Here is a 20,797-nt window from a genome sequence, read left to right on the forward strand (position 1 = left end):
CCAAGCGGCGGCGCTGCGTGCCGTGTGCTTGATGCGTCAAACGCTGCCTGACAACGGCTCTTACTATAGCTGCAATAAGGCCAAGTACCTACGGTGATGTGCACAGGAATAAACCGGGGATTGCTTGAGGGCTCAGGTACAATGGCCCGCATCGATTTAGTGCTGGATTCAGGCCCCAAGCAGGGCCTTATTGTGAACAAGAAATCGGGGAGATGCCACGCATGCGTGCGCCTATAGTCTGTCTGTCAGGTTTGCCCTTATTGGGGGGCTGTTCTCTTGCACCTTCGGTCTATATGGCGGGTTCGTATTTCCCCGCCTGGCTGGTCTGCGTGCTGGGAGCCTTGCTGCTGACATTATTGATACGTTGGGGGCTGATTCGTGCCGGTGTGGACGATGCCCTGCCCATGCGCCTGCCTGTCTATGCCTGCCTGACGCTGGCATTGACCTTCGCCGCACTTCTTCTTTTCTTCGAGTAACTGAGCCATGACACAGGCACAGAAATCCTCCCCCCGTAAAGGCGCTGCCCGCCTGCTGACTGTGGTGATTGTTGTCGCTGCGATTGGCTTGGCCTGGTGGTACTTGCAACGCTCTGCCAATAATCCCTTGTCTGAAGATGCCGTGATTGGCGCGGATGTGGTGCACATTTCCAGTTCCCTGCCGGGGCAAATTGAGCGCATGGTGGTAAGGGACGGCCAGTTCGTTAGCCGTGACGAGCTGCTCTTTACCGTGGACCCGGTGTTTTATCAGTTGCGTCTGGAACAGGCTCAGGCTGAGCTGGCCTTGGCCCAGGCCACGCTGGATATGAAGCAACGTGCGGTACGGGCAGAAGGGCATAACGCCGTTATTGCCGATGATCAGATTACCCGTGCCAAAACCAATTTGACGATGGCTGCACAAAGCCAGCGCCGTTTGGCGAACCTGGCGGCTAAAGGCTATGTGTCCCAGCAGCAACTGGATGAAGCCAATACCTTGTTGCGCGATGCCCAAGTCACGCTGAAACAGGCGACCGAGCAATCGGGCGCTGCCCAGGCTTTGGTGGGCAATACACAGGCTGAAGAAGCCATGGTGCAGGCGCGTCAGGCCGGTTTGGCAATGGCCCAGCGCGATCTGGAACACACCCAGGTGAAGGCACCGCACAATGGCCGTATCGTGGGTTTGCGCACCGGTTCGGGCGAGCACTTGATGCCCGGCACGTCCGTCTTTACCTTGCTGGATACCGACTCCTGGTATGTCACGGGCATGTATCGTGAAACCGATCTGAAAGACATCAAGCCGGGGACATGCGCCACGGTTTATGTTCTGTCGGACCCGTCCCGCAGGCTCTCGGGCAAGGTGGAGGAAATTGGTTGGGGCGTCAGCAGCCAGGAGCAGATCAATTTGCCCCGCAGCTTGCCGTATATCCAGAAGTCTCTGAACTGGGTTCGGGTCGCGCAACGCTTCCCGGTGCGTATCCGTGTGGATGCCCCGCCCGAGGACTTGATGCGTATGGGTGCATCGGCTACCACCATTATTCACCGCGATGGCAACTGCTAAGACCGGCTTGTCGGGCTTGGCGCGGCTGGTCTGGCAAGACTTGCAGCCCACTCCCGGTCGTCTGGCGCAAAGCTGGCGTGTTGCTGCGCTGTGCGCCTTGATGGTCTTGCTGGCCATGAACTACGGTATTCCCGAATCCGCCGTTAGCTGCTTTGTGATCTTCTTTGTGATGAAGTCCGACGCGGGTGAAAGCTCGGTACTGGCATTGGCCTTGGTGGTGTTGGTCTCGATCGTGGTGCTGTTGATGGTGCCACTGATTCAAGTCACGATTCAGTACCCGGCCTGGCGTCTGCTGGCCATGGTGCTCACTTCTTTTGTGCTGCTATTTTTAGGGGTTGCCAGCAAGCTGGGGCCGTTGGGCGGCATTATTGCCTTGGTCATCGCCTTCGTGCTGACTTTGCTGGGCTATGTGCCCTTTGGTGAAATCGCCACCCGTGCGGTGCTCTATGCCTGGCTGATGACCTGCGCTCCCATGGGGCTGGTACTGATCTTCAATCTCTGTTTCGGCCTGTATCCGCACAAGGTTTTGCGCCGTGAACTGGCGGCGCGTTTGCGTCTGGCCGCTCAGGGTTTGATGGGGCAGGCCGATACTCAGGACTTGTGGGATGAGCTGGCTTTAGGCGTAAGTGCACAGCAAAAGCGCTTGGGCTGGATACGGCTATTTCATTTATTGCCCACACAAAGTCAGACCGAATTGGATCAAGCTATTTTGAATAGCTATCGCGTCCTGTTAGCGGTAGCGGTTTTGCGCGATCAGCATCTGGATAATGAACAGACCGCGGCCTTTGCGCAGCGATGCGAATGCAGCGCACAGGCGATCGAACAAGCTCGCTTGCCGACGATGGATGACCTGCCCGAGCTGCCGCCTTCCAGCTCCTTGGCCGTGCAGGATTTGTGCGATGCCTTGCTGGCTTTGTCGGGCGCGGTGTCCATAGGCAAGGCGGACCCGGAGCATGGTTCCTTCATGGTGCCTGATGCCTGGCGTAACCCTGTTTATCAACACCATGCCTTGAAGGCCACAGCGGCCGCGGTGCTGTGCTACTTGATCTACAGCGCAGCCGATTGGCAAGGCATTCATACCGCCATGATTACCTGCTATGTTGCCGCCCTGGGCTCGACCGGGGAGACAGTACACAAGCTGGCCTTGCGGATTGTGGGTTGTCTGTTGGGGGCAGCGCTAGGCTTTATCACCATCCTGTTCGTGATGCCGCATTTGCTGGATATTGGTGGTTTGATGGCCGTGGTGTTTCTGGTTTCCTTGTTAGGTGCCTGGGTGTTTTATGGCCCCGAGCGTATCTCTTACGCTGGTATTCAAATTGCCTTTGCCTTTTATCTGGTGACCTTGCAGGGCTTCGGCCCCAGCTTCGATCTGGACTCGGCCCGCGATCGCGTGCTGGGTATCTTGCTGGGCAATGCTGTCATGTATGTGATGTTTACCCAAGTTTGGCCTGTCAGTATTGCGGGCTCGGTGCGTCAGCGTTTGAGCAAGGCTTCAGAAAGCCTGATGGGCCTGGGTGCCTTGTGGCAGGAGCGTCCGGCCCAAGCCGTGCAACAGTCGGCCAGCGTGGCGCAGGAGTTGTCGGCGGCCAAATATGGTTTGGCCCTGATGCACCTGGAACCAGAGCGGCTACGCCCTGATGATGAGCAGACCCAGGCCATGCAAACGCAGTGGAACGCATTGCGCCAGCAATTTATTGCTCAGGCCTACCGGCCTGTCTCCAGCCACAAAAGCGATTGATAACCCTCATTACCCAGAGGTGATTTTCCCGGCTTTGACGGCTCGTAGAATGGGCCTCATTTCCCACTATTGGGATCAAAAGAAGCGCCGCAAAGGCCTCGGTTCGGTCGGAGACACCCCCGTATACCTTCTTCTTGCTGCTTATGCCTGTCATGTCTTGTGGGCAGGGAAAGGCACGTCTTTGCCCAGCGCAAACTTTTGATTCAGCGTGTGAGAGATCGCTTGCCCCTTGTGGGGCTGGACCTGTCCATTACTGATTCCTGATGACGGCAACGCACCGTTTCAGACATCACAATACTGATAAAGGAGCATGAAGTATGGCTGAGCAAGAATCCGCATTGCGGCCAGGGCAGGAGGCCCTGGTCCCTCCGGTTGCTGGCGGCTGGTTGCAACGACATTTTGCCTATACGGAGCGCGGCAGTTCCCTGCGTCAGGAAGTCCTGGCCGGGCTGACGACGTTTCTGGCAATGGTGTATTCCGTCTTTGTGGTGCCGTCCATGTTGGGCAAGGCGGGCTTTGATACTTCGTCGGTCTTTGTGGCCGTGTGTCTGACCAGCGCCTTTGGCTCCTTGTTGATGGGGCTGTGGGCGAATCTGCCCATTGCGGTGGGCTGTGCCTTGTCCTTGACCGCCTTTTTGGCCTTTGACCTGGTGCTGGGGCAGCAATTAAGCCCGGCCGTTGCCCTGGGTGCCGTGTTCCTGATGGGCCTGATCTTTACCCTGATTTCCGCCACCGGGATTCGTACCTGGATTCTGCGCAATCTGCCCTTGGGCATCGCGCATGGCACAGGCATCGGGATTGGCCTGTTCTTGCTGATGATTGCGTCCAACGAAGTGGGCCTGGTCACTCGCAATACCGGTGCTGGTCTGCCGGTTGCGCTGGGTGATGTCACCTCCATGCCGGTGTGGCTGAGTGTGCTGGGTCTGGCAGCGATCTTTGGCTTGGAGCGCCGTCGTGTCACGGGCGGTATCTTGCTGGTGATTCTGGGGCTGTCGGCGGTGGGTCTGATTTTTGATCCCAATGTGCGCTTTACTGGCTTGTTTGCCATGCCTAGCTTGCTGGGCGAGAACTCCTTGATCGGGGCAATGGATATAGGCGGGGCGCTGAATGCCGTTGTCTTGCCCAGTGTGCTGGCTTTGGTGATGACGGCGGTGTTTGATGCCACTGGCACCATTCGTGCGGTGGCGGGCAATGCCGGGCAGTTGGACAAGGATGGCCAGATCATCAACGGCAGCCGGGCCCTGACAACAGACTCGCTCAGCTCTTTGGTATCCGCTAGCTTGGGCGCGTCGCCTGCAGCCGCCTACATTGAATCCGCAGCCGGAACAGCAGCCGGGGGCCGTACCGGTCTGACCGCCGTGGTGGTTGGCCTGGGCTTCCTGATGCTGATCTTCCTGTCGCCTTTGGCCGGTCTGGTGCCTTCCTACGCGACAGCTCCTGCCTTGATGTACGTGGGCTTGCTGATGCTGGGTGGTGTGCGTCATCTGAATACCGAAGATACGGTCGACACCATGTCCGGTCTGGTCTGCGCTGTGTTCATCGTGCTGACCGTCAATATCGTGACGGGCATCATGCTGGGCTTCTGCACGCTGGTACTGGGCCGTTTGTTCTCTGGTGAGCTGCGTCGCCTGAATGTAGGCACGGTTCTGATTGCCCTGGCCCTGGCCGTTTTCTACCTGGGTGGTTGGGCTTTGTAAAGCCGGACTTTGGAAGGGCTGGTGTTCCCCTTTACACTAGCCCTTTTTCTAAAACCGAAAGGGGCGCGTGTGCTGGTCGCATTTGATTTTGATGGCACGATTACAGACCGGGATAGCTTGCAGGACTTTATACGTCGCATGCGAGGCTGGCCGGTCTGTATTCGTGCCTATTTAGCGTGTGTGCCTCGTGTTTTGTATTGGGACCGTGGGCCGCAGCGTCGTCAGGCGATCAAGCATCGTTTTTTGCGTAGTGCTTTAGGTGGCTTGAGTCGTGCTCAGGTTCAGGCTTTGGCTGATCGCTATGTGCAGGATTACGTGCCGCAGATTGTGCGCCCGGACATGATGGAGCGAGTTCGCGCACATCGAGAGCGGGGCGATACGGTGGTGCTGGTCAGCGCCTCGCCATCTATCTATTTGCAACCCTGGGCCAAGGCTCAGGGCATGGTGCAGGTACTGGCAACAGAGCTGGCCTTTGATGAACAAAAAGGCTGTGTGGGGATGGCCAGTGCCAATTGCTGGGGGCAGGAGAAAGTGAATCGTCTTCAGACCTGGCTGGGGGATAAGCCCGTTGCACTGGATATGGCCTATGGCGATAGCCCTGGTGATGCGCAGATGCTGGCGCATACGCGTCAGCCCTGGTTGCGGGGACGTGATGCCGCATTGCCGGAACTGGACGTCTAGTACGCGATTTTACGGCTTGTCCTGTTCAGCTTGAGTATCAGACTCAGAAGCCTGGGAGCAGTTCTAAAGCCGATAGTCAGAGATAAAAATGGCAAAATGCCCGAGCAGAATCAGCGTCTGGTCGGGCATTTTTTTGGAGTCATTGTTAATGACTCAGCAAGCAGAGATCAAACCAGACAGTGGTTTGATCCTTGCCTAAGGTTTAGTTCTGATTGCGCTTGATCGCCATGCCAATCAACAAGCTGGCCCAGCCTTGGGTCAGCAGATCAATGCCCAGAATCAGGCCCAGAATCCACACGCTATTGCCAGGCCAGCCAGCGGCAATAATCAAACCGGCTGCCAGGGTAATCAGGCCGGAAAAAGCGATCCAGCCGCCACCTGCCTGGGCCCGGTTCTGGAACCAGATCCAGAGTCGGAAGGCACCGGAGGCAATCAGGAATGCGCCAAAAACCAAGGTCAGTATGGTGGCGCCCACCAAGGGGTTGCTAATGGCAATCAGACCGGCGACCAGATACAAGACACCGCTCAGGCTCCAGAACAGAAAACCGCGCCAGCCTTTGGCACTCCAGGCATGGGCCAGATGCAGTACACCGCCTATGCTCATCAAGATACCGACGTACACCACGCTGACGACTGTGGCACCAACGACATAAGTCAAAGCAATCAGACCCAAAATGATCAGGCCTATGCCCAGACCAATAAACCATCCTGGTTTCAAGGGCAGTTGGCGTAGCAACTCAGAGCGATTGTTGTCATGTGGACTTAAGGCCATCTATGTACTCCTTGCAAGGTTAAACCGACGCTACGGTCTTAACTGTACTCCAGACCCGTGCAAGGGCCTAGTGATACGCAGGGGCAATGATGCTTTTTTCGGGTGGCCCAGAAACGCGAAGGCCCTACCGTTGCGGTAGGGCCCATGGCCGCTCTGGCGGCGATGAACTGCCATGATGGCAGTTTGGGAAAGCTGCGTTTCAGACAGCTTACTGACACTATGTCAGTGGTTTCACTGTACGTTAGCTAATCAAAATCAGCCAATTATGGAAAACCCGCAAACCTGAAACAAACCCCTTCAAACCGAGTACCTCTGCGGTTCTCCGGGGTGGGGCTGTCCTTTTTAGTGGCCGTGAGAACCTTGATGGCCTTGGGCCGCCTTGGTATTCAAGGCACGCACTGGCGCGTTGACTTTCAGGGCTTCTTTCTGGCCTGCCGCGTTCTGGATTTCCAGGGTGATCTCTACCGAGCTGCCTGCTTCAACCTGTTTGTCCAGGCCCAGCAACATGATGTGATAGCCACCGGGTTTCAGTTCCACCGCCTTGCCAGCAGGCAGTTCGATCTGCTGGACCTGACGCATGCGCATGACGTCATTTTCCATGGCCATTTCGTGCACTTCGACTTGCTTGGTCAAGGGGCTGCTGGCACCCAGCAATTGGGCGTTTTCACTGGATTGCAGCACCATGAAGGCGCCGGTAGCCTGTTGGCCGGGGACCGTGGCGCGAACCCAGGGTTCTGTTACGGTGACTTCGGCCTGGGCCAGGGTGGGCAGGCTCAACAAAGCGGCCAGGGAAAAAAGCGAGCTAGCAATAGTACGTTTCATGTCGGTAATCCTGTTGGGGTTCACTTGCTCAAAGCCAGTACTTGGCGGATATCAGCCACGGCTTCTTCAGCCGTTTGCGTGTGACGCAGGGCGATCTGCAACTTGCCTTGTGTGTCGTACACATAGGTCAAGGCGCTGTGGTCCATGGTGTAGCTGGAGCCGGTTGGAACCTTTTGGTAGAAGACTTTGAAGTCGCTGGCGGTTTTGGCCAGCTCTTCTTCGGTAGGGCGCAGGGCCACAAAATTCGGGTCAAAGGCCTGCATATAGGCACGCAGCAGTTCCGGTGTGTCGCGCTCCGGGTCAATAGAGATAAACAGGACTTGGAGCTTGTCGCCGTCCTCGCCCAACTGCTCCTTGATGTCGACAGCACGGGTCAGGGCGGTCGGGCAGACGTCGGGGCATTGGGTAAAACCAAAAAAGATCAGCACGATCTTGCCGCGATAGTCGGCCATGGTGCGACGCTGGCCTTCGGTATCCAGCAAGCTGAAATCCTTGGCAAAGTCGGCGCTGCTCATGTCCACGCCTTCCAGGTTACGGAAGGCAGGCTGCTTGGGGGCCTTGTCGCCGCAGGCGCTCAGGACCAAAGGAGTCGCCAGCAGGGCAAGCAAGAGCTGGCGGCGTGAGAAGGAGGCGTTCATAGAAATATCCCGCTAATTGACAACATGAAGTGGCAGCGCTGGGCGGCCGGAACTGGTCAGGAAAGCAGGGCAGAGGGTGGCCCGCGCGCACTCAGGGGCGGGCCCGTCAGGGGAAGAACGGGAGCCGCCGCCTGTTGGGCAGTGTCCCAGGTATGTTGTGGGATAGACACCGAGTCCCAGGCGGGACCGGGTTCATCATTCAGGGCCTTGTTGGCCTGGGCCTGGGCGAAGATACAGGCCGCATGCAGGCTGTGCTGGTCTTCATGTTCGGGGCCGGGAAGCTGACCGCTCCACTGTGCCAGGAAGGGGTCGCCCTGCACGCACAGGCTCAGGGCGGCGGCATTGGCAGGGTTGGTGCTGGGCATGTAGCCATTGGGGATCAGGCCACGGATCAGCAGGGCGCATAGCGCCAGCACCAGTAAAAACCGGCTGCGTGTACCTGAGGAGGGGGATGCGCAGTGCCTGAACATGATCAGAGCATTCTAGTACAGATGGAAATCTGTTTGCCTGGATTCTGTGGCACAGTGAACACCTATCATCAAGGAGCTTGATATGCGACAGATTGTTGGGGTGCTCAGCGCCTTGCTCATGCTGGTGGGACTGGCGGCGTGTTCGACACCGGACCGCTCTGCTGACAGCAGTTGGAGTCGGCCTTCCGGCGTTGAAATTTATGGGGAAATGGATGCAGGGGTAGGGACGGTGCGGCAGTCTCGCTAGGGAAACTGCCGCCTTGCAGCGTTCAGGCCAGCGCTTGGCCTGCGCTGTCAGCAACGTCCTGTTTTTTCATGAGGTCTTCCGGATCCGCTTCATCATTCAAGTGCGACAAGGCTTTGCTCAGGCTGTAGGCCGGTTCAAAGGAGTCGGGGTTGGCCATGGGCCAGCCCACGCGGAAAATCGTTTGACGATAGTGACCGCGCAGCAGCTCGCCTTTTTTCAAATCCGGGAATAGTGCCGACATCACACGCACCTCGCCATTGCTGATACGACGGGCTATATGGTGAGGACGTAGCTGGTCCGGGTGCTCCAGACCTGCAGCACCCAGCAACTCAGCCAGTGCTTTTAACGTATTGCCGTGGAAACTGGCCACGCGCAGGGATTTGTCATCAACCACCAGGGCTTTTTGACGTTGCGGATCTTGTGTTGCCACGCCGGTCGGGCATTTGTCGGTGTGACAGGCTTGAGCCTGAATGCAGCCAACGGCAAACATGAAGCCGCGTGCGCTATTGCACCAGTCGGCACCCAGGGCCATGATGCGAGCCATATCAAAAGCGCTGATGATCTTGCCCGAGGCGCCTAGACGGATCTGCTCGCGCAAACCGATACCCACCAGCGTGTTATGAACCAGGCGCAGAGCCTCGCGCAAGGGGGTGCCGACGTGATCAATGAATTCCACGGGAGAGGCACCTGTACCGCCTTCAGCACCATCGACCACAATAAAGTCCGGTGTAATGCCTGTTTTCAGCATGGCTTTGGCAATGGCAAACCATTCCCAGGGGTGCCCGATACAGAGCTTGAAGCCCACGGGTTTGCCACCGGACAAGGTGCGCAGCTTGGCCACGAATTCCAGTAGTTCTACGGGCGAGTGGAAGGCGCCGTGGCTCGCTGGCGAGTTGCAGTCCACGCCTTCTGGCACACCGCGCGCCAAGGCAATTTCAGGTGAGACTTTGGTGCCAGGCAAGATGCCGCCGTGGCCGGGTTTGGCCCCTTGCGACAGCTTGATTTCAATCATCTTGACGTGATCCTGAGTGGCGCGCTCGGCAAAGCGTTCGGGCGAGAAATTGCCGTGTTCATCCCGGCACCCAAAATAACCCGAGCCAATATTCCAGATCAGATCGCCACCGTGGCGCAGGTGATAGGTGCTGATGCCGCCTTCGCCCGTGTCATGAGCAAAATTGCCCATCTTGGCACCTTTATTCAAGGCCAGAATGGCATTGGCCGACAGGGCCCCGAAACTCATGGCTGAAATATTCAGCACTGACAGCGAATAAGGCTTGGTACAGTCCGGCCCGCCAACATCAATGCGGAACTGCGAGTCCTTGATGTGCTTTGGGGTCATGGAGTGGTTGATCCACTCGTAGCCATTGTTATAGACCTCCTGATGGGTACCAAAAGGCTGCTTGTCGATTTCTTGTTTGGCGCGCTGGTACACCAGGGAGCGGTCAGCACGCGAGAAGGGCAGTTGCTGTTCATCGCCTTCCAGGAAGTATTGGCGAATTTCCGGGCGAATGGCCTCAAAAATGAAGCGCAGATTGCCAATAACCGGGTAGTTGCGACGAATGGCGTGACGAGTTTGAGTGATGTCCACCAAGCCCTGGATGCACAGGGCCAGCCCTGGTATCGCCAGCCATAGCCAGCTTGCGCTTCTGAACAAGGAAAGCAGCAAGAAAAGGGCGGTCAGGCCAATGATGATGTAGAAGGCGGTGTAGCGTGTCAGCCACTTTTGCATAAAGACTCCTGCCAAGAAAACGGGGTGACAGGCAGGATTTTGGGTACCTGCCCATCAGGCTGCCAACATCATAGAACGCTGCCGTACGGTTTGACCATGCCTGGACAGCGATAGTTTATGAAAACTAACAATGAAAAATTTTGTGACCTGAAAAGGCTTAATCAGGCCTGGAATGTTTAGCCATAAAAGGCCTGGTGCAAAGCAGAAAAGCTGCTGCGGTGCAGCATTGAACAGGATTTATCGCTCTAGGGCTCACCTTGTATGCTTTGGGCGAAGACCCGCAACTGCACGGAATTAAGCTTCTTGTAATTGAATAGGTAGGTAAGCTATCTATATAATCATGCTTTAGCCTTTGTTCTGTCTCGTGCCCTTTATGTTTCCCTCTCTTTCCTGGATCCAGTTGGATCGACCTGCGCTCCTGCACGGCCTGAATTTGGCCTTGGCAGCGTGGCTGTCGTTCACCATCGCTGTTCTGCTGTCCGTTGATAATCCCTTCTGGGCCGCCATGCCGGTGTGGGTCTTGTCTCAAGCCTACCGTGGACTGGTGTACGAACGGGCCTTGTGGCGGATTCTGGGAACCTTGGTGGGTGCAGGGCTGGGGCTGGCGTTTTTGCATCTGCCCAATCCTTATTTGCAATTGCTGGGCATGGCGCTGGTGGTGGGTGTGGCGTCGGCCTTGACCCATGTGTTCCGGGGCGCCTTTTCCTACTTGCCCATGCTGGCGGGGATTACGATTGGCGTGGTGGTTTTGCCTTCTGTGCTGGCTCCGGATGCTTCATTGGATCTGGCCTTGTCGCGGGTAGAGTGCACCTTGATCGGGGTGCTGGTCACGACCTTGCTCTGTTCCCGGACCACGCCGCGCAGCCAGCGCAAGACCTATTACCAGCGGGTGCGCGTCCTGGCGGCGGATGCCTTGCGCATCGCTGCTCATGCTTTGGGTCCGTCTTATCAGCAGCCGGATCAGAGCTCGTGGAGTCGTGTTCGCCAGGAGATTGTGGATCTGGATGCGCAAGCTCGTATTTTGGCGGCGGGTTCTCTGGATGCTTATCGACGCCTGCCTTATGTGGATGCGTTCCTGTACGCCGTGATCGAGCTTCTGGCCGCCAGCGCGCTGATTGCCCAGCAACGGGAGCGGGGCCTGTCGCCAGCCGCGGATTATGTACAGGACTTGCAGGAACAGGCGCAGCGTTTGCAGGATGGTCTGAGCTTGCGGGTGCTGGGCAAGACAGCCTTGCGGCAAGAAGGGCAGATCAGTCTGGCGCGTTTGCGCCGTGCAATGGGACAAATACAAAGAGCGGAGCAGGGCTTGTTCGCTGAACGGGTGCAGCCTAGACGGCACCGTTTTCTGACAACGCCCGCCATCTCGGTGGATTGGCCCCTGGCAATCCGTACTGGCCTGATCAGTGGCTTGGCTGCTTTCACGGCAGGTGGCGTGGCTTACGCTTTGGCCAGTCCCGCGCTGGAGTTGATGGCGATTGGCGTGTGTACCTTCTCCATTATTCTGGGTTCCATGCCGCGCCCCCAATTGATGAGCCGAACCATGTTTACCGGGATTGCGGTGGGCGTTCTGGTAGCCAGCTTTTATCGCTACTTTGTCCAGGCGCACCTGGTGGCAGACTGGCAGGTCATTCTGTCCGTGCTTCCTTTTTTGGTGATTGGCGGTTTGTTACGTGCCAACCGTCCTACCTCGACCTGGGCATTGGACGCGAATATGTGTTTCCAGTTGGCCAGTCAGGCCGGGATGGCCGCGGTCAGTTGGCCCATCATCATGAAGGAGTCCCTGCCTTTGCTGGCGGGCTCCGCGGTGGTGTGCAGTGCCTTCTTCCTTTTGCCTCGCCGTACTCATCCTCGTGGGCAAGCCTTGGTAAGGCGTGTGGTGCGTGAACTGTATCCCCTGATCAAGCGTTCGCGCCCACGCCTGTTCCGGGTCTGGCGTGCGCGAGTGGCGCGGCAATGGGTGCGCCTCTGGCACTGGATGGGAGAGCAGACCCCCCATGGCTTGCTGTCCTTGATCAACCTGGGTCATGGAGTGGTTGAGCTGAAACGGCTGGCCAAACGCGGACCGGAGCAGCAGGCCTGTGTGGTGCTGGTCTGTGAATTGCTGGAAGGGTTCGAGCATCAGCCCGAGGAGCTGGCCCAGCAACTGCTGCGTATCAGCCAGTCGTGTACCGATACGGTATTGATGCAGGCGATTATGGATGTCGCCCAGTCCTTGCAAGGGGCGCAAGCGGTTTTGGTTTATGCTTACCCGCCTGATGCTACGCCGCGTGCTGTGGAGACCTTCTGATGAATCACCAACTTTATGAACGATTTGGCCTGTCCATGATTGTGCTGGCGCGCCTGTATCGTCGTGAATTGGATCAGACGCTGGTGCGTTACGGTGTGTCCGAGGCCACCATCCTGCCGATTCGCTATCTGGCCCAGTTGGGTGAGCCCATACGACAAGGACAACTGGCCCGCATGATGCGTCTGGAAGGGCCAACGCTGGTTCGCCTGATCGATCAACTGGAGTCCGGCGGATTGCTGGAGCGCTTGCCCGACGAGCAGGACAAGCGCGCCCGCCTATTGTGTCTGACTGAAAAAGGGCGCGACTTTCACGAACGCCTACTGGAATTGCTGCGCCAATCCCGTGCACCCTTGTTTGAAGGGATCCCGGACGAAGACATAGAAGCGGCCTTGCGTTGCTTTGATGCGCTGGCCAGCAATCTGGGCTTGGAAGCCACGGACATGTCCAGCTTGTTCGGGGATTGAGCCAGCGTTGCTGATCTGATCATAGTGAATCTGGCACGGTGGATCAGCGGATCAAGTCACGAGACAAATTCAATTCTTTGCTGTCAAGGCGACAGTAAACAAAAACGCCAAGGGATTAACCTTGGCGTTTTTATTGAACCTGCAAAACAGGCCGCTACAGGTCTAGCGACTTAGCTCTCCAGGTACTTGCGCCAGACGCGTGGCAGGATGCCGCCATGACGCCAGTACTCCATGTCCTCGACTGTATCCAGACGCACGATCACCGGTACGGATTGAGTGCTGCCATCCAGACGCTGGATGATCAGCTCGGCTTGCGAGCGTACGCCCAGGTTTTCTTCCAGACCGTTCACACCAAAGATTTCTGTCCCATCCAGCCCCAGGGTGTCGGCATTGGTACCTTCCTGGAACTGCAGGGGCAGCACACCCATACCGACCAGATTGGTGCGGTGAATACGCTCGAAGCCTTCTGCCACCACTGCCTTCACACCCAGCAGAGCGGGGCCTTTGGCGGCGGAGTCGCGGGAGGAGCCGCAACCGTAGTTCTTGCCTGCAATCACCAGCAGAGGAACCTGACGCTCCTGGTAGGTTTGAGCAGCTTCAAAAATACGCATCACTTCGCCTTCAGGCATCACTTTGGTGACACCGCCTTCCACGCCGGGAACAATCTTGTTGCGCAGACGGATGTTGGCGAAGGTCGCACGTTTGACCACTTCGTGGTTGGCACGACGCGTGGTGTAGTTGTTGAAGTCTTTTTGCTCCACACCCTTGGACAGCAGGAAGTCGGCTGCAGGTGTACCCAGGCTGATCGAACCCGATGGCGAGATGTGGTCTGTGGTGATGGAGTCACCCAAAATGGCCAGCGGCCGCATGCCGTGCAAGTTCGCCACGGGGGCGGGTTCGCGCTGCAAACCATCAAAGTAAGGTGGTTTGCGGATGTAGGTACTGTCGGCTTCCCAAGGGTAATGACCACCGTTGCTTTCGCGGGCCAGTGCATCCCAAGGTTCGCCGCCGTCGTACAGCTCGGCGTAGCGTTCGATGAACAGGTCGCGCTCGTAAGCACCGTGGATGGCTTCTTGCACTTCGGCGGATTTGGGCCAGATGTCGCTCAGGTAGACATCCTTGCCGTCCTGATCCTTGCCCAGCGAGTCGCGCGTCAGGTCCACATTCAGGTTGCCTGCCAGGGCGTAAGCCACGACCAGAGCCGGGGAGGCCAGGTAGGCGGCGCGCACGTTCGCGTGAATACGGCCTTCAAAGTTGCGGTTGCCCGATAGCACGGCGGTGGCAATCAGCTTTTCCGATTCAATCGCGTTGACGATATTGGCAGGCAAGGGGCCCGAGCCACCGTTACACGTGGTGCAGCCAAAACCGGCAATGTTGAAACCCAGTACGTCCAGATCGTCTTGCAGTTGAGCACGTTCCAGCACATCGGCAGTGACCTGGCTACCGGGAACCAGCGAGGTCTTGACCCAGGGCTTGCTACGCAGGCCACGAGCCACGGCATTACGGGCCAGCAGACCGGCGGCCATCATATTGGCGGGGTTCGCGGTATTGGTACAGGAGGTAATGGCGGCAATGACGACATCGCCATCATTCAGAACAAAGTCTTCGCCTTCTACGGGCACAGCACGTTGCGGGTCGTAAGGACGGCCAGCAATTTTCTGGTGATGAGCGGGGAAGGATTGGGCAGCGGTATCCAGATCCAGGTGATCTTCCGGGTTGCTGGGGCCAGCCAGGCTAGGTTTGATGCTGCTCAGATCCAGTTTCAACACGGTGTCGTAAACAGGAGCGGGAGCGGCCGGGTCACGCCACAGCTTTTGAACCTTGCTGTATTGCTCGACCAGATCAATCTGTTCTTGTGGACGGCCTGTCATGTGCATGTAGTGCAGGGCGGCATCGTCGATAGGGAAGAACACAGCGGTTGCGCCGTACTCAGGGGCCATATTGGCGATCATGCCGCGGTCGCCCAGGGACAGCTCGTCCACGCTGGGGCCGAAGAACTCTACAAATTTGCCGACCACGCCCAGTTCACGCAGTTTCTGGGTAATGACCAAGACCAGATCGGTAGGCAGGACACCGTCATTCATCTTGCCGGTCAGTTCGATACCGACCACGGCAGGCAGTGCAATCGCCACTGGCAAGCCCACCATTACGGCTTCAGCTTCAATACCACCCACGCCCCAACCCAGAATGCCCAGGCCGTTCACCATGGGCGTGTGGCTATCGGTGCCCACACAGCTATCGGGATAGACCAGATCTACATCCTTGCCTTCTTCGGTCCAGACCACCTGACCAATGTGCTCAATGTGCAATTGGTGCATGATGCCTTTGCCGGGCGGCACGACTTTTACGCCATCAAAATTGCTGGAACACCAGCGCAGGAAGGCAAAGCGTTCGCCGTTACGTTGGTATTCGCGGGCCAGGTTGACGTCGGCCGCTTTCGGGTTGGCCCAGCTATCCACTTGCAGGGAGTGGTCAATGATGACGTCGATAGGCACTTGTGGACGCACACGGCTGGCATCACCGCCGGCCGCTTGTACGCCTTCGCGCAAGGCAGCCATGTCCAGCAGCATCACCAGACCCAGAATGTCCTGGCCAAACACGCGGGCAGGATAAAAAGTAATGCCGTCGCCCACTTTGCGCTGGAGCAGGGAATCAATTTCCTGGTCTACATCAGCGTGGCGCACGGCCTTTTGACGACAGAGGTTTTCCAGCAGAACGCGCAGCGAATACGGCAGTTTTTCAATGCCGGGTATGTTGGCGATAGGAACGTAACGTACGGAACGCCCGTTCAGGGACAGCGTATCTAGGGCAAGAGACTGAGACATGGCAAACGATTCATCCGTAATGAGAAGGTTGGAGGGGGCCGACCTGATGGCCCTCTGACTACGTCACCGCTTTATGAACCCTTGCGGATTCGCGCGATGTCAGCGGGCTTTCGACAAGAATAATCCCAACAAAATTATGCGTCTGGAGCCTTTGTAAAACAATTAAATTGTATTTTGTTTGTATATAATACAATAAAACGATCCAAGATCGCTTCGATTTTTAGGAATGTCGGCATGAACAGCCAATCTAATTCTTTGCATGTCACCCTGGCACATCGCCTGCTGGACTACGTGCGAGCAGGGCATTTGCAGGCCGGGCATCATTTGACGGAACAGTCGCTGGCCCAAGCGCTGGGCGCTTCGCGCTCGCCTGTTCGGGGAGCGCTGGCCTATCTGGCAGAAAAAGGCATTGTGGGTGCGCAGCCACCCCGGCGCGGTTTGTTCTTGTTGAAAGGGGCGGATCAGTTAGGCGTTATTGAAGAAGAACTGGGCACCAGCCAGGACGACCAGATTTATCTGCAACTGGCCCGTGACAAGCTCTCTGGCATTTGGGGCGACACCTTGTCGGAAAACGACGCCATGCGTCGTTACGGCCTGACGCGTGAGCGCGTGCGCCGTATTCTGGCCCGTGCCGCCAATGAAGGCTGGATGGAGCAACGCGCCAGCAAAGGCTGGTCCTTCCTGCCCATGATTGATGGCCCCCAGGCCTGCGAAGAAAGCTATACCTTGCGTCAGATGCTGGAACCGGCTGCCATGTTGCTGCCTGATTTCGCAATTGATTCCACCGTGTTGCGCCGTGTGCGCTTGCAACAGCAGGCCTTGGCCGATGGTGGCTGGCGTCACGCCGGGCACGCCGAGATGTATCAGGCCAATGCCACGTTTCATGAGGCCTTGGCCTCTTTGTCGGGCAACCGCTTTATTGCCCAGACAGTCACGCGCCAGAACCAATTGCGGCGCTTGCTGGAATATCAGGAAACCCTGGATCGGGAACGTATCCGTCGCCAATGTCTGGAGCATCTGGCGATTCTGGACTTGCTGGAAAAGGGCGAACGTGCCCAGGCTTCCGCACTGCTGGCCCGCCATCTGGGTAATGCCAGCGAGGAAAAAGTGCAGCAACTGGAGCGGCAACAGCAAAGCAAGACCCGATCTGCCTCTTTGAGTGAACCGATTGTCTCTCACGCCGACCCCATGGAGGAGACGGCGCAATTTTCTTTAATGGCGCAAGCCAAGAACCAGGAATGATGCGATGAAACAAAAATCCCTTCCCGCCGTGTTCATGCGTGGTGGTACCAGCAAAGCCTTGATGCTCAATATTGCGGACCTGCCTGCCGAGCGCGACGATTGGACGCCTTTGTTTTCGGCCGCCATGGGCACGCCGGACCCTTATGGCCGTCAATTGGACGGCATGGGTGGTGGTGTCTCCTCCCTGTCCAAGGTTTGTATCATGGGTCCGTCCAGCCATCCGGACGCGGATGTGGACTACACCTTTGCACAGGTTGCGATTAAAGAAGAGAAGGTGGATTACCGTGGTAACTGCGGCAATATGAGTTCTGCCGTGGGCCCTTATGCGGTTGAGCAAGGCTTGGTCAAGGTAGAGGATGGCGAGGCTTGTGTGCGCATCCTGAACACCAATACCAACAAGATTATTCATGCCCATTTCACGGTAGAGGACGGCCAGCCTCGTTACGACGGCGATCTGTCCATTCCCGGCGTGGGTGGCACGGGTTCACCTATCCGTCTGGACTTTGTGGAACCCGGTGGTGCATCAACCGGCTCCTTGCTGCCCAGCGGTGAATTGACTGAATGGTTGGACGTACCCGGCGTGGGCCGTATCGAAGTCTCGCTGGTGGATGCGGCCAATGCGGCCGTGTTTGTCCGTGCTGCAGATGTGGGCCTGACCGGTCTGGAACTGCCTGATTGGTTGGAATCCCATCCCGACGTGCTGGAGCGTCTGGATGCGATCCGTGTGCAGGCTTCGGTGCGTATGGGCATTGCCCCGGATGTGGAAGCGGCGCGTCAGATTCGTATCGTGCCCTTTGTCTGCATCGTGTCCCCGGCTCAGGACAATCCCACTTTGTCGGGGGATGTTGTGCCCGCCAAGGATATTGATCTGGTCGCCCGTGTGATCTCCAACGGCCAGCCGCACCGCGCTTTGCCATTGACCATTTCCTTGTGTACTGCCGTGGCTGCGCGTTTGACGGGCAGCTTGCCATCCCAGTGCCTGTCCGACTCCGTCGCCCCTCAGGGCCCGCTGCGTCTGGGCATGCCTTCAGGCGTTCTGACGGTAGGCGCGGAAGTAGAAAAGAAAGACGGGCAGTGGTTTGCCAAAGCCGGTTCTTTCTACCGCACCGCCCGTCGCCTGTTTGATGGTCGCTTGTGGGTTCCTGGCAAGGCCTTGAAAGACTAATCCACGATACGCAAGTCCTGCGAGGGCGAACGCCCAAAGCGGGACTTGTAGTCGGCACAGAAGCGGCCGAAATGGTTAAATCCGCAGCGCAAGGCAATCTCGCTGACCTGGGTGCCCGGTACAGCATGACGAATGGCCTGCTGGGCCGCTTCCAAACGAATCTGCTTCAAGAACTGCATGGGACTCAGCCCCCGTTCAGTACGAAACGCCAAAGTCAGGCTGCGCACACTGGCACAGGCGGCAGTAGCGATTTGCTCCAGCGTCAAGGCCTCGTCCAGGCTGGCCCGCATGAAATCCTCGGCTCTTTGTACTCGGCGTGAACTGGCCGGGCGCACGCTTTGCTGCAATTGCTGGCTGTAGTTACCCGGTTGGGTATGAAACAGATGCAGCAAGAGATTGTCTTCGGCCTGACGCGACCACTGATCCATTTCAGGCGGCAAATGCCCGCCATAGGCCAGCAAGCTACCAATCTGGTGCTGCCAGGCACAGCCATGTGGCGAATCCAGGGACATGCCTGCGGCAAACTCAATCGGCCGGTCCAGGCTCAAGCCCAGCGTCTGGCGGGCTACTTCTTCCAGCCTGTGGCGTGGAATCTTCACTAAAAACTGCTCACAGCCCTGTTCCCAATCCAGTTCAACCTGGAGGGAGGGGGAGATGACGCTGGCAATTTTAGGGTTGGCCTGGACGTACTCCCGACCAACCCGAATACAGGATCGCCCTTGTATGGGGACTTGAAACAGCAAGAAGTCTTCCAGAATGCCGGGCGATACTTGCACCGCCGCGCCATATTTCAGCAAGACAAAGGAAAAGCTGTGGCTGCTGGCGTAGCGCAGGGACGCGTCGACCGGGCCGTCATTCCAGGTCAGGCGGTGCTCGGTTAGAAAACCGGCGGTCTCGCTGCGAGTCTGGTCGGGGCAGCGCGATTCAAAGCGCGGCGCGCTGTGCTGCAAGGGGGCCAGCCCTGACATAAACCACGCTTGCATGATGTGTCTCCAAATTTTTGCCGGTTAGGGATAAGGCTTGCCGTATCTGGATAGCCGCCCGTTCCGAGCCGGTCTAATGTATTTCAAACCTAAAACAGTAGTCCTGTCCCCGGCACCTTAGCAGATTGGGATACGACTGGGAATTGATGTATTCACGTAGTCCCCCAGGCCCCGTCTTCTCTGGCCTGCAGGACAAGTGCCCATTTAGAGGCGGGCACCCGTGATTGACAGCTTCCAGCGTAGTGGGGGTGGTCCGGTACAGGCTGACAAGTCCAGTTTTTTAAAACACAGAGGACGGAGACAAACATGAAAAAACAAGTGGCGTTTTGTATGACTGCGCTGGCTTTGGCCCTGGCCTGTAGCCCTGCGTCCAGTCAGGAAGTATTCAAGGTTGGTTTGTTGACCACCTTGTCCGGCCCGGGCGCGGCGATTGGCACAGAAATCCGTGATGGTTTCGAGCTGGGTCTGAACCACGCGGGCGGCAAGCTGGGCGGCGTGGATGTGGCCCTGACGGTGCTGGACGATCAGCAAAAACCGATGGAAGGCCGTCAGGCTGTAGAGCGTCTGGTCAAGCGCGATCAGGTTGATGTGATTACAGGCATGGCCTTCTCTAATGTGCTGCTGCCCGTGATGCCTACGATCTTGAACAGCGACACGGTCTATATTTCGGCCAATAGTGGCCCTGCCGATTACGCGGGCGAGCGTTGTCATCCCAATTTTTTTAACGTGTCCTGGCAAACCGAGGACATCCCGGCCGTCATGGGCAAGTACGTGACCGATCAGGCACACAAGAAAGTCTATTTGATCGCCCCCAACTACCCCGGTGGCCGTGAGTCCATTGAAGGCTTCAAGCGCCTGTTCAAGGGCGAGATTGCCGATGAAGTGTATGTAAAAGTCGGCCAGATGGACTACGCCGCCGAGCTGGCTCAAATGCGGGCTTCCGGTGCCGATGCCGTGTTCTTCTTCCTGCCGGGTGGCATGGGCGTGTCCTTTATCAAGCAGTTGATCAATTCGGGCCTGTCCTCGCAGTTGGCGGTGTACACCCCCGGCTTCTCCGCTGACCAGGACACGATTGCCGCGATTGGCGAGTCCATGAAGGGTATGGCCAACGCTGCCCAGTGGTCGCCTGATCTGGATAACCCGGTCAACAAGCGCTTTGTGGCGGATTTTGAGAAAACCTACGGTCGCCTGCCTTCCATGTACGCATCCCAGGGTTATGACGTGGCCTTGTTGCTGGATGGCGCGCTGAAGGCGGACCCCAAGGCCGCTACCGACCGCGAAGCCTTGCGTAAAGCCTTGCGCAGTGCACCGTTCGAGTCCGTGCGCGGGGCCTTTGCCTTCAACAACAACCAGTACCCGGTGCAGACCTACTACATGCGCGAAGTGGCCCCGAATGACAAAGGCCAGATGAGCAACAAGATTGTGTCCACCGTATTCGAGCAATTCCAGGATCATTTTGCACCGCAGTGCAAGATGGAAAAGTCATAAAGAGGGTGCTTCAAGC

Annotated in this window: 18 protein-coding genes; 11 read left to right on the forward strand and 7 right to left on the reverse strand. The window is 57.4% G+C overall.

Features of this window, described 5'->3' with window-relative positions; translation table 11 throughout:
* Positions 1-221 precede the first annotated feature (221 nt).
* The 5 genes from OSH09_RS00930 to OSH09_RS00950 all read left to right on the forward strand — a co-directional run bounded on the left by OSH09_RS00930 (position 222) and on the right by OSH09_RS00950 (position 5,649).
* Complete coding sequence (locus tag OSH09_RS00930; RefSeq protein WP_266119846.1) at positions 222-476, forward strand: YtcA family lipoprotein; 255 nt, start codon at positions 222-224, stop codon at positions 474-476.
* Positions 477-483: 7 nt separating this feature from the next.
* Positions 484-1,533 (forward strand): multidrug transporter subunit MdtN, encoded by a 1,050-nt coding sequence (gene mdtN, locus OSH09_RS00935; protein ID WP_266119847.1) that lies wholly within the window; start codon positions 484-486, stop codon positions 1,531-1,533.
* Positions 1,520-3,271 carry an FUSC family protein gene (locus OSH09_RS00940; protein ID WP_266119848.1) on the forward strand — a complete coding sequence of 584 codons (1,752 nt, stop codon included), beginning with the start codon at positions 1,520-1,522 and terminating at the stop codon, positions 3,269-3,271. Before mdtN ends, OSH09_RS00940 begins: the two co-directional genes overlap by 14 nt.
* Positions 3,272-3,588: 317 nt before the next feature.
* A complete protein-coding gene (locus OSH09_RS00945) occupies positions 3,589-4,968 on the forward strand; it encodes an NCS2 family permease (protein ID WP_266119849.1) in 1,380 nt (459 codons plus the stop codon).
* A gap of 69 nt (positions 4,969-5,037) precedes the next feature.
* Positions 5,038-5,649, forward strand: a complete 612-nt coding sequence (locus OSH09_RS00950; RefSeq protein ID WP_266119850.1) for an HAD-IB family hydrolase — start codon at positions 5,038-5,040, stop codon at positions 5,647-5,649.
* A 202-nt stretch (positions 5,650-5,851) separates the two neighbouring features.
* Here the strand turns inward: OSH09_RS00950 and OSH09_RS00955 are convergent, their stop codons facing one another.
* The 4 genes from OSH09_RS00955 to OSH09_RS00970 form a co-directional block, all read right to left on the reverse strand.
* Complete coding sequence (locus OSH09_RS00955; RefSeq protein WP_266119851.1) at positions 5,852-6,421, reverse strand: HdeD family acid-resistance protein; 570 nt, start codon at positions 6,419-6,421, stop codon at positions 5,852-5,854.
* Positions 6,422-6,763: 342 nt separating this feature from the next.
* Positions 6,764-7,243 carry a copper chaperone PCu(A)C gene (locus tag OSH09_RS00960; protein ID WP_266119852.1) on the reverse strand — a complete coding sequence of 160 codons (480 nt, stop codon included), beginning with the start codon at positions 7,241-7,243 and terminating at the stop codon, positions 6,764-6,766.
* 20 nt (positions 7,244-7,263) lie between these two features.
* Positions 7,264-7,881 (reverse strand): SCO family protein, encoded by a 618-nt coding sequence (locus OSH09_RS00965; protein ID WP_222668487.1) that lies wholly within the window; start codon positions 7,879-7,881, stop codon positions 7,264-7,266.
* A 56-nt stretch (positions 7,882-7,937) separates the two neighbouring features.
* Positions 7,938-8,351, reverse strand: coding sequence for a hypothetical protein (locus tag OSH09_RS00970; RefSeq protein ID WP_266119853.1), 414 nt, complete (start codon positions 8,349-8,351; stop codon positions 7,938-7,940).
* Between the two features lie 82 nt (positions 8,352-8,433).
* Here OSH09_RS00970 and OSH09_RS00975 point away from each other — a divergent pair, with 82 nt between their 5' ends.
* Positions 8,434-8,598 (forward strand): hypothetical protein, encoded by a 165-nt coding sequence (locus tag OSH09_RS00975; RefSeq protein ID WP_266119854.1) that lies wholly within the window; start codon positions 8,434-8,436, stop codon positions 8,596-8,598.
* Between the two features lie 22 nt (positions 8,599-8,620).
* On the opposite strand, the gene OSH09_RS00980 is transcribed toward OSH09_RS00975, so the two are convergent.
* On the reverse strand, positions 8,621-10,327 hold the full coding sequence (locus OSH09_RS00980) for an FMN-binding glutamate synthase family protein (protein ID WP_207873879.1): 1,707 nt from the start codon (positions 10,325-10,327) through the stop codon (positions 8,621-8,623).
* Between the two features lie 373 nt (positions 10,328-10,700).
* Between OSH09_RS00980 and OSH09_RS00985 the strand changes: the two genes are divergently transcribed.
* On the forward strand, positions 10,701-12,614 hold the full coding sequence (locus tag OSH09_RS00985) for an FUSC family protein (protein ID WP_266119855.1): 1,914 nt from the start codon (positions 10,701-10,703) through the stop codon (positions 12,612-12,614).
* A complete protein-coding gene (locus OSH09_RS00990) occupies positions 12,614-13,078 on the forward strand; it encodes a MarR family winged helix-turn-helix transcriptional regulator (RefSeq protein ID WP_153231566.1) in 465 nt (154 codons plus the stop codon). The genes OSH09_RS00985 and OSH09_RS00990 overlap by 1 nt, the downstream gene beginning before the upstream one ends.
* A 170-nt stretch (positions 13,079-13,248) precedes the next feature.
* Here the strand turns inward: OSH09_RS00990 and acnA are convergent, their stop codons facing one another.
* On the reverse strand, positions 13,249-15,903 hold the full coding sequence (gene acnA / locus OSH09_RS00995; RefSeq protein ID WP_266119856.1) for an aconitate hydratase AcnA: 2,655 nt from the start codon (positions 15,901-15,903) through the stop codon (positions 13,249-13,251).
* 234 nt (positions 15,904-16,137) lie between these two features.
* Here acnA and OSH09_RS01000 point away from each other — a divergent pair, with 234 nt between their 5' ends.
* On the forward strand, positions 16,138-17,145 hold the full coding sequence (locus OSH09_RS01000; protein WP_207873883.1) for a GntR family transcriptional regulator: 1,008 nt from the start codon (positions 16,138-16,140) through the stop codon (positions 17,143-17,145).
* A gap of 4 nt (positions 17,146-17,149) precedes the next feature.
* On the forward strand, positions 17,150-18,310 hold the full coding sequence (locus OSH09_RS01005) for a 2-methylaconitate cis-trans isomerase PrpF family protein (protein WP_266119857.1): 1,161 nt from the start codon (positions 17,150-17,152) through the stop codon (positions 18,308-18,310).
* Here OSH09_RS01005 and OSH09_RS01010 read toward each other — a convergent pair.
* Positions 18,307-19,293: an AraC-like ligand-binding domain-containing protein gene (locus OSH09_RS01010; RefSeq protein WP_009460948.1), complete on the reverse strand. Its 987-nt coding sequence runs from the start codon at positions 19,291-19,293 to the stop codon at positions 18,307-18,309. The two genes, OSH09_RS01005 and OSH09_RS01010, sit on opposite strands and share 4 nt — an antisense overlap.
* A 306-nt stretch (positions 19,294-19,599) precedes the next feature.
* Between OSH09_RS01010 and OSH09_RS01015 the strand changes: the two genes are divergently transcribed.
* Positions 19,600-20,781: an ABC transporter substrate-binding protein gene (locus OSH09_RS01015; protein WP_207873886.1), complete on the forward strand. Its 1,182-nt coding sequence runs from the start codon at positions 19,600-19,602 to the stop codon at positions 20,779-20,781.
* Positions 20,782-20,797 lie beyond the last annotated feature (16 nt).

The sequence above is a fragment of the Alcaligenes parafaecalis genome (assembly GCF_026344135.1).
Lineage (GTDB): Bacteria > Pseudomonadota > Gammaproteobacteria > Burkholderiales > Burkholderiaceae_B > Alcaligenes > Alcaligenes parafaecalis.

Bases quoted from the DNA above. Each gene is read 5' to 3' on its own strand.
- OSH09_RS00960 (WP_266119852.1), bottom strand. From the start codon at position 7,243: ATGAAACGTACTATTGCTAGCTCGCTTTTTTCCCTGGCCGCTTTGTTG.
- OSH09_RS00990 (WP_153231566.1), top strand. From the start codon at position 12,614: ATGAATCACCAACTTTATGAACGATTTGGCCTGTCCATGATTGTGCTG.
- OSH09_RS01000 (WP_207873883.1), top strand. From the start codon at position 16,138: ATGAACAGCCAATCTAATTCTTTGCATGTCACCCTGGCACATCGCCTG.
- OSH09_RS01015 (WP_207873886.1), top strand. From the start codon at position 19,600: ATGAAAAAACAAGTGGCGTTTTGTATGACTGCGCTGGCTTTGGCCCTG.
- acnA (WP_266119856.1), bottom strand. From the start codon at position 15,903: ATGTCTCAGTCTCTTGCCCTAGATACGCTGTCCCTGAACGGGCGTTCC.
- mdtN (WP_266119847.1), top strand. From the start codon at position 484: ATGACACAGGCACAGAAATCCTCCCCCCGTAAAGGCGCTGCCCGCCTG.
- OSH09_RS00965 (WP_222668487.1), bottom strand. From the start codon at position 7,881: ATGAACGCCTCCTTCTCACGCCGCCAGCTCTTGCTTGCCCTGCTGGCG.
- OSH09_RS00970 (WP_266119853.1), bottom strand. From the start codon at position 8,351: ATGTTCAGGCACTGCGCATCCCCCTCCTCAGGTACACGCAGCCGGTTT.
- OSH09_RS00955 (WP_266119851.1), bottom strand. From the start codon at position 6,421: ATGGCCTTAAGTCCACATGACAACAATCGCTCTGAGTTGCTACGCCAA.
- OSH09_RS00975 (WP_266119854.1), top strand. From the start codon at position 8,434: ATGCGACAGATTGTTGGGGTGCTCAGCGCCTTGCTCATGCTGGTGGGA.
- OSH09_RS00945 (WP_266119849.1), top strand. From the start codon at position 3,589: ATGGCTGAGCAAGAATCCGCATTGCGGCCAGGGCAGGAGGCCCTGGTC.
- OSH09_RS00985 (WP_266119855.1), top strand. From the start codon at position 10,701: ATGTTTCCCTCTCTTTCCTGGATCCAGTTGGATCGACCTGCGCTCCTG.
- OSH09_RS01005 (WP_266119857.1), top strand. From the start codon at position 17,150: ATGAAACAAAAATCCCTTCCCGCCGTGTTCATGCGTGGTGGTACCAGC.
- OSH09_RS00980 (WP_207873879.1), bottom strand. From the start codon at position 10,327: ATGCAAAAGTGGCTGACACGCTACACCGCCTTCTACATCATCATTGGC.
- OSH09_RS00930 (WP_266119846.1), top strand. From the start codon at position 222: ATGCGTGCGCCTATAGTCTGTCTGTCAGGTTTGCCCTTATTGGGGGGC.
- OSH09_RS00940 (WP_266119848.1), top strand. From the start codon at position 1,520: ATGGCAACTGCTAAGACCGGCTTGTCGGGCTTGGCGCGGCTGGTCTGG.
- OSH09_RS01010 (WP_009460948.1), bottom strand. From the start codon at position 19,293: ATGCAAGCGTGGTTTATGTCAGGGCTGGCCCCCTTGCAGCACAGCGCG.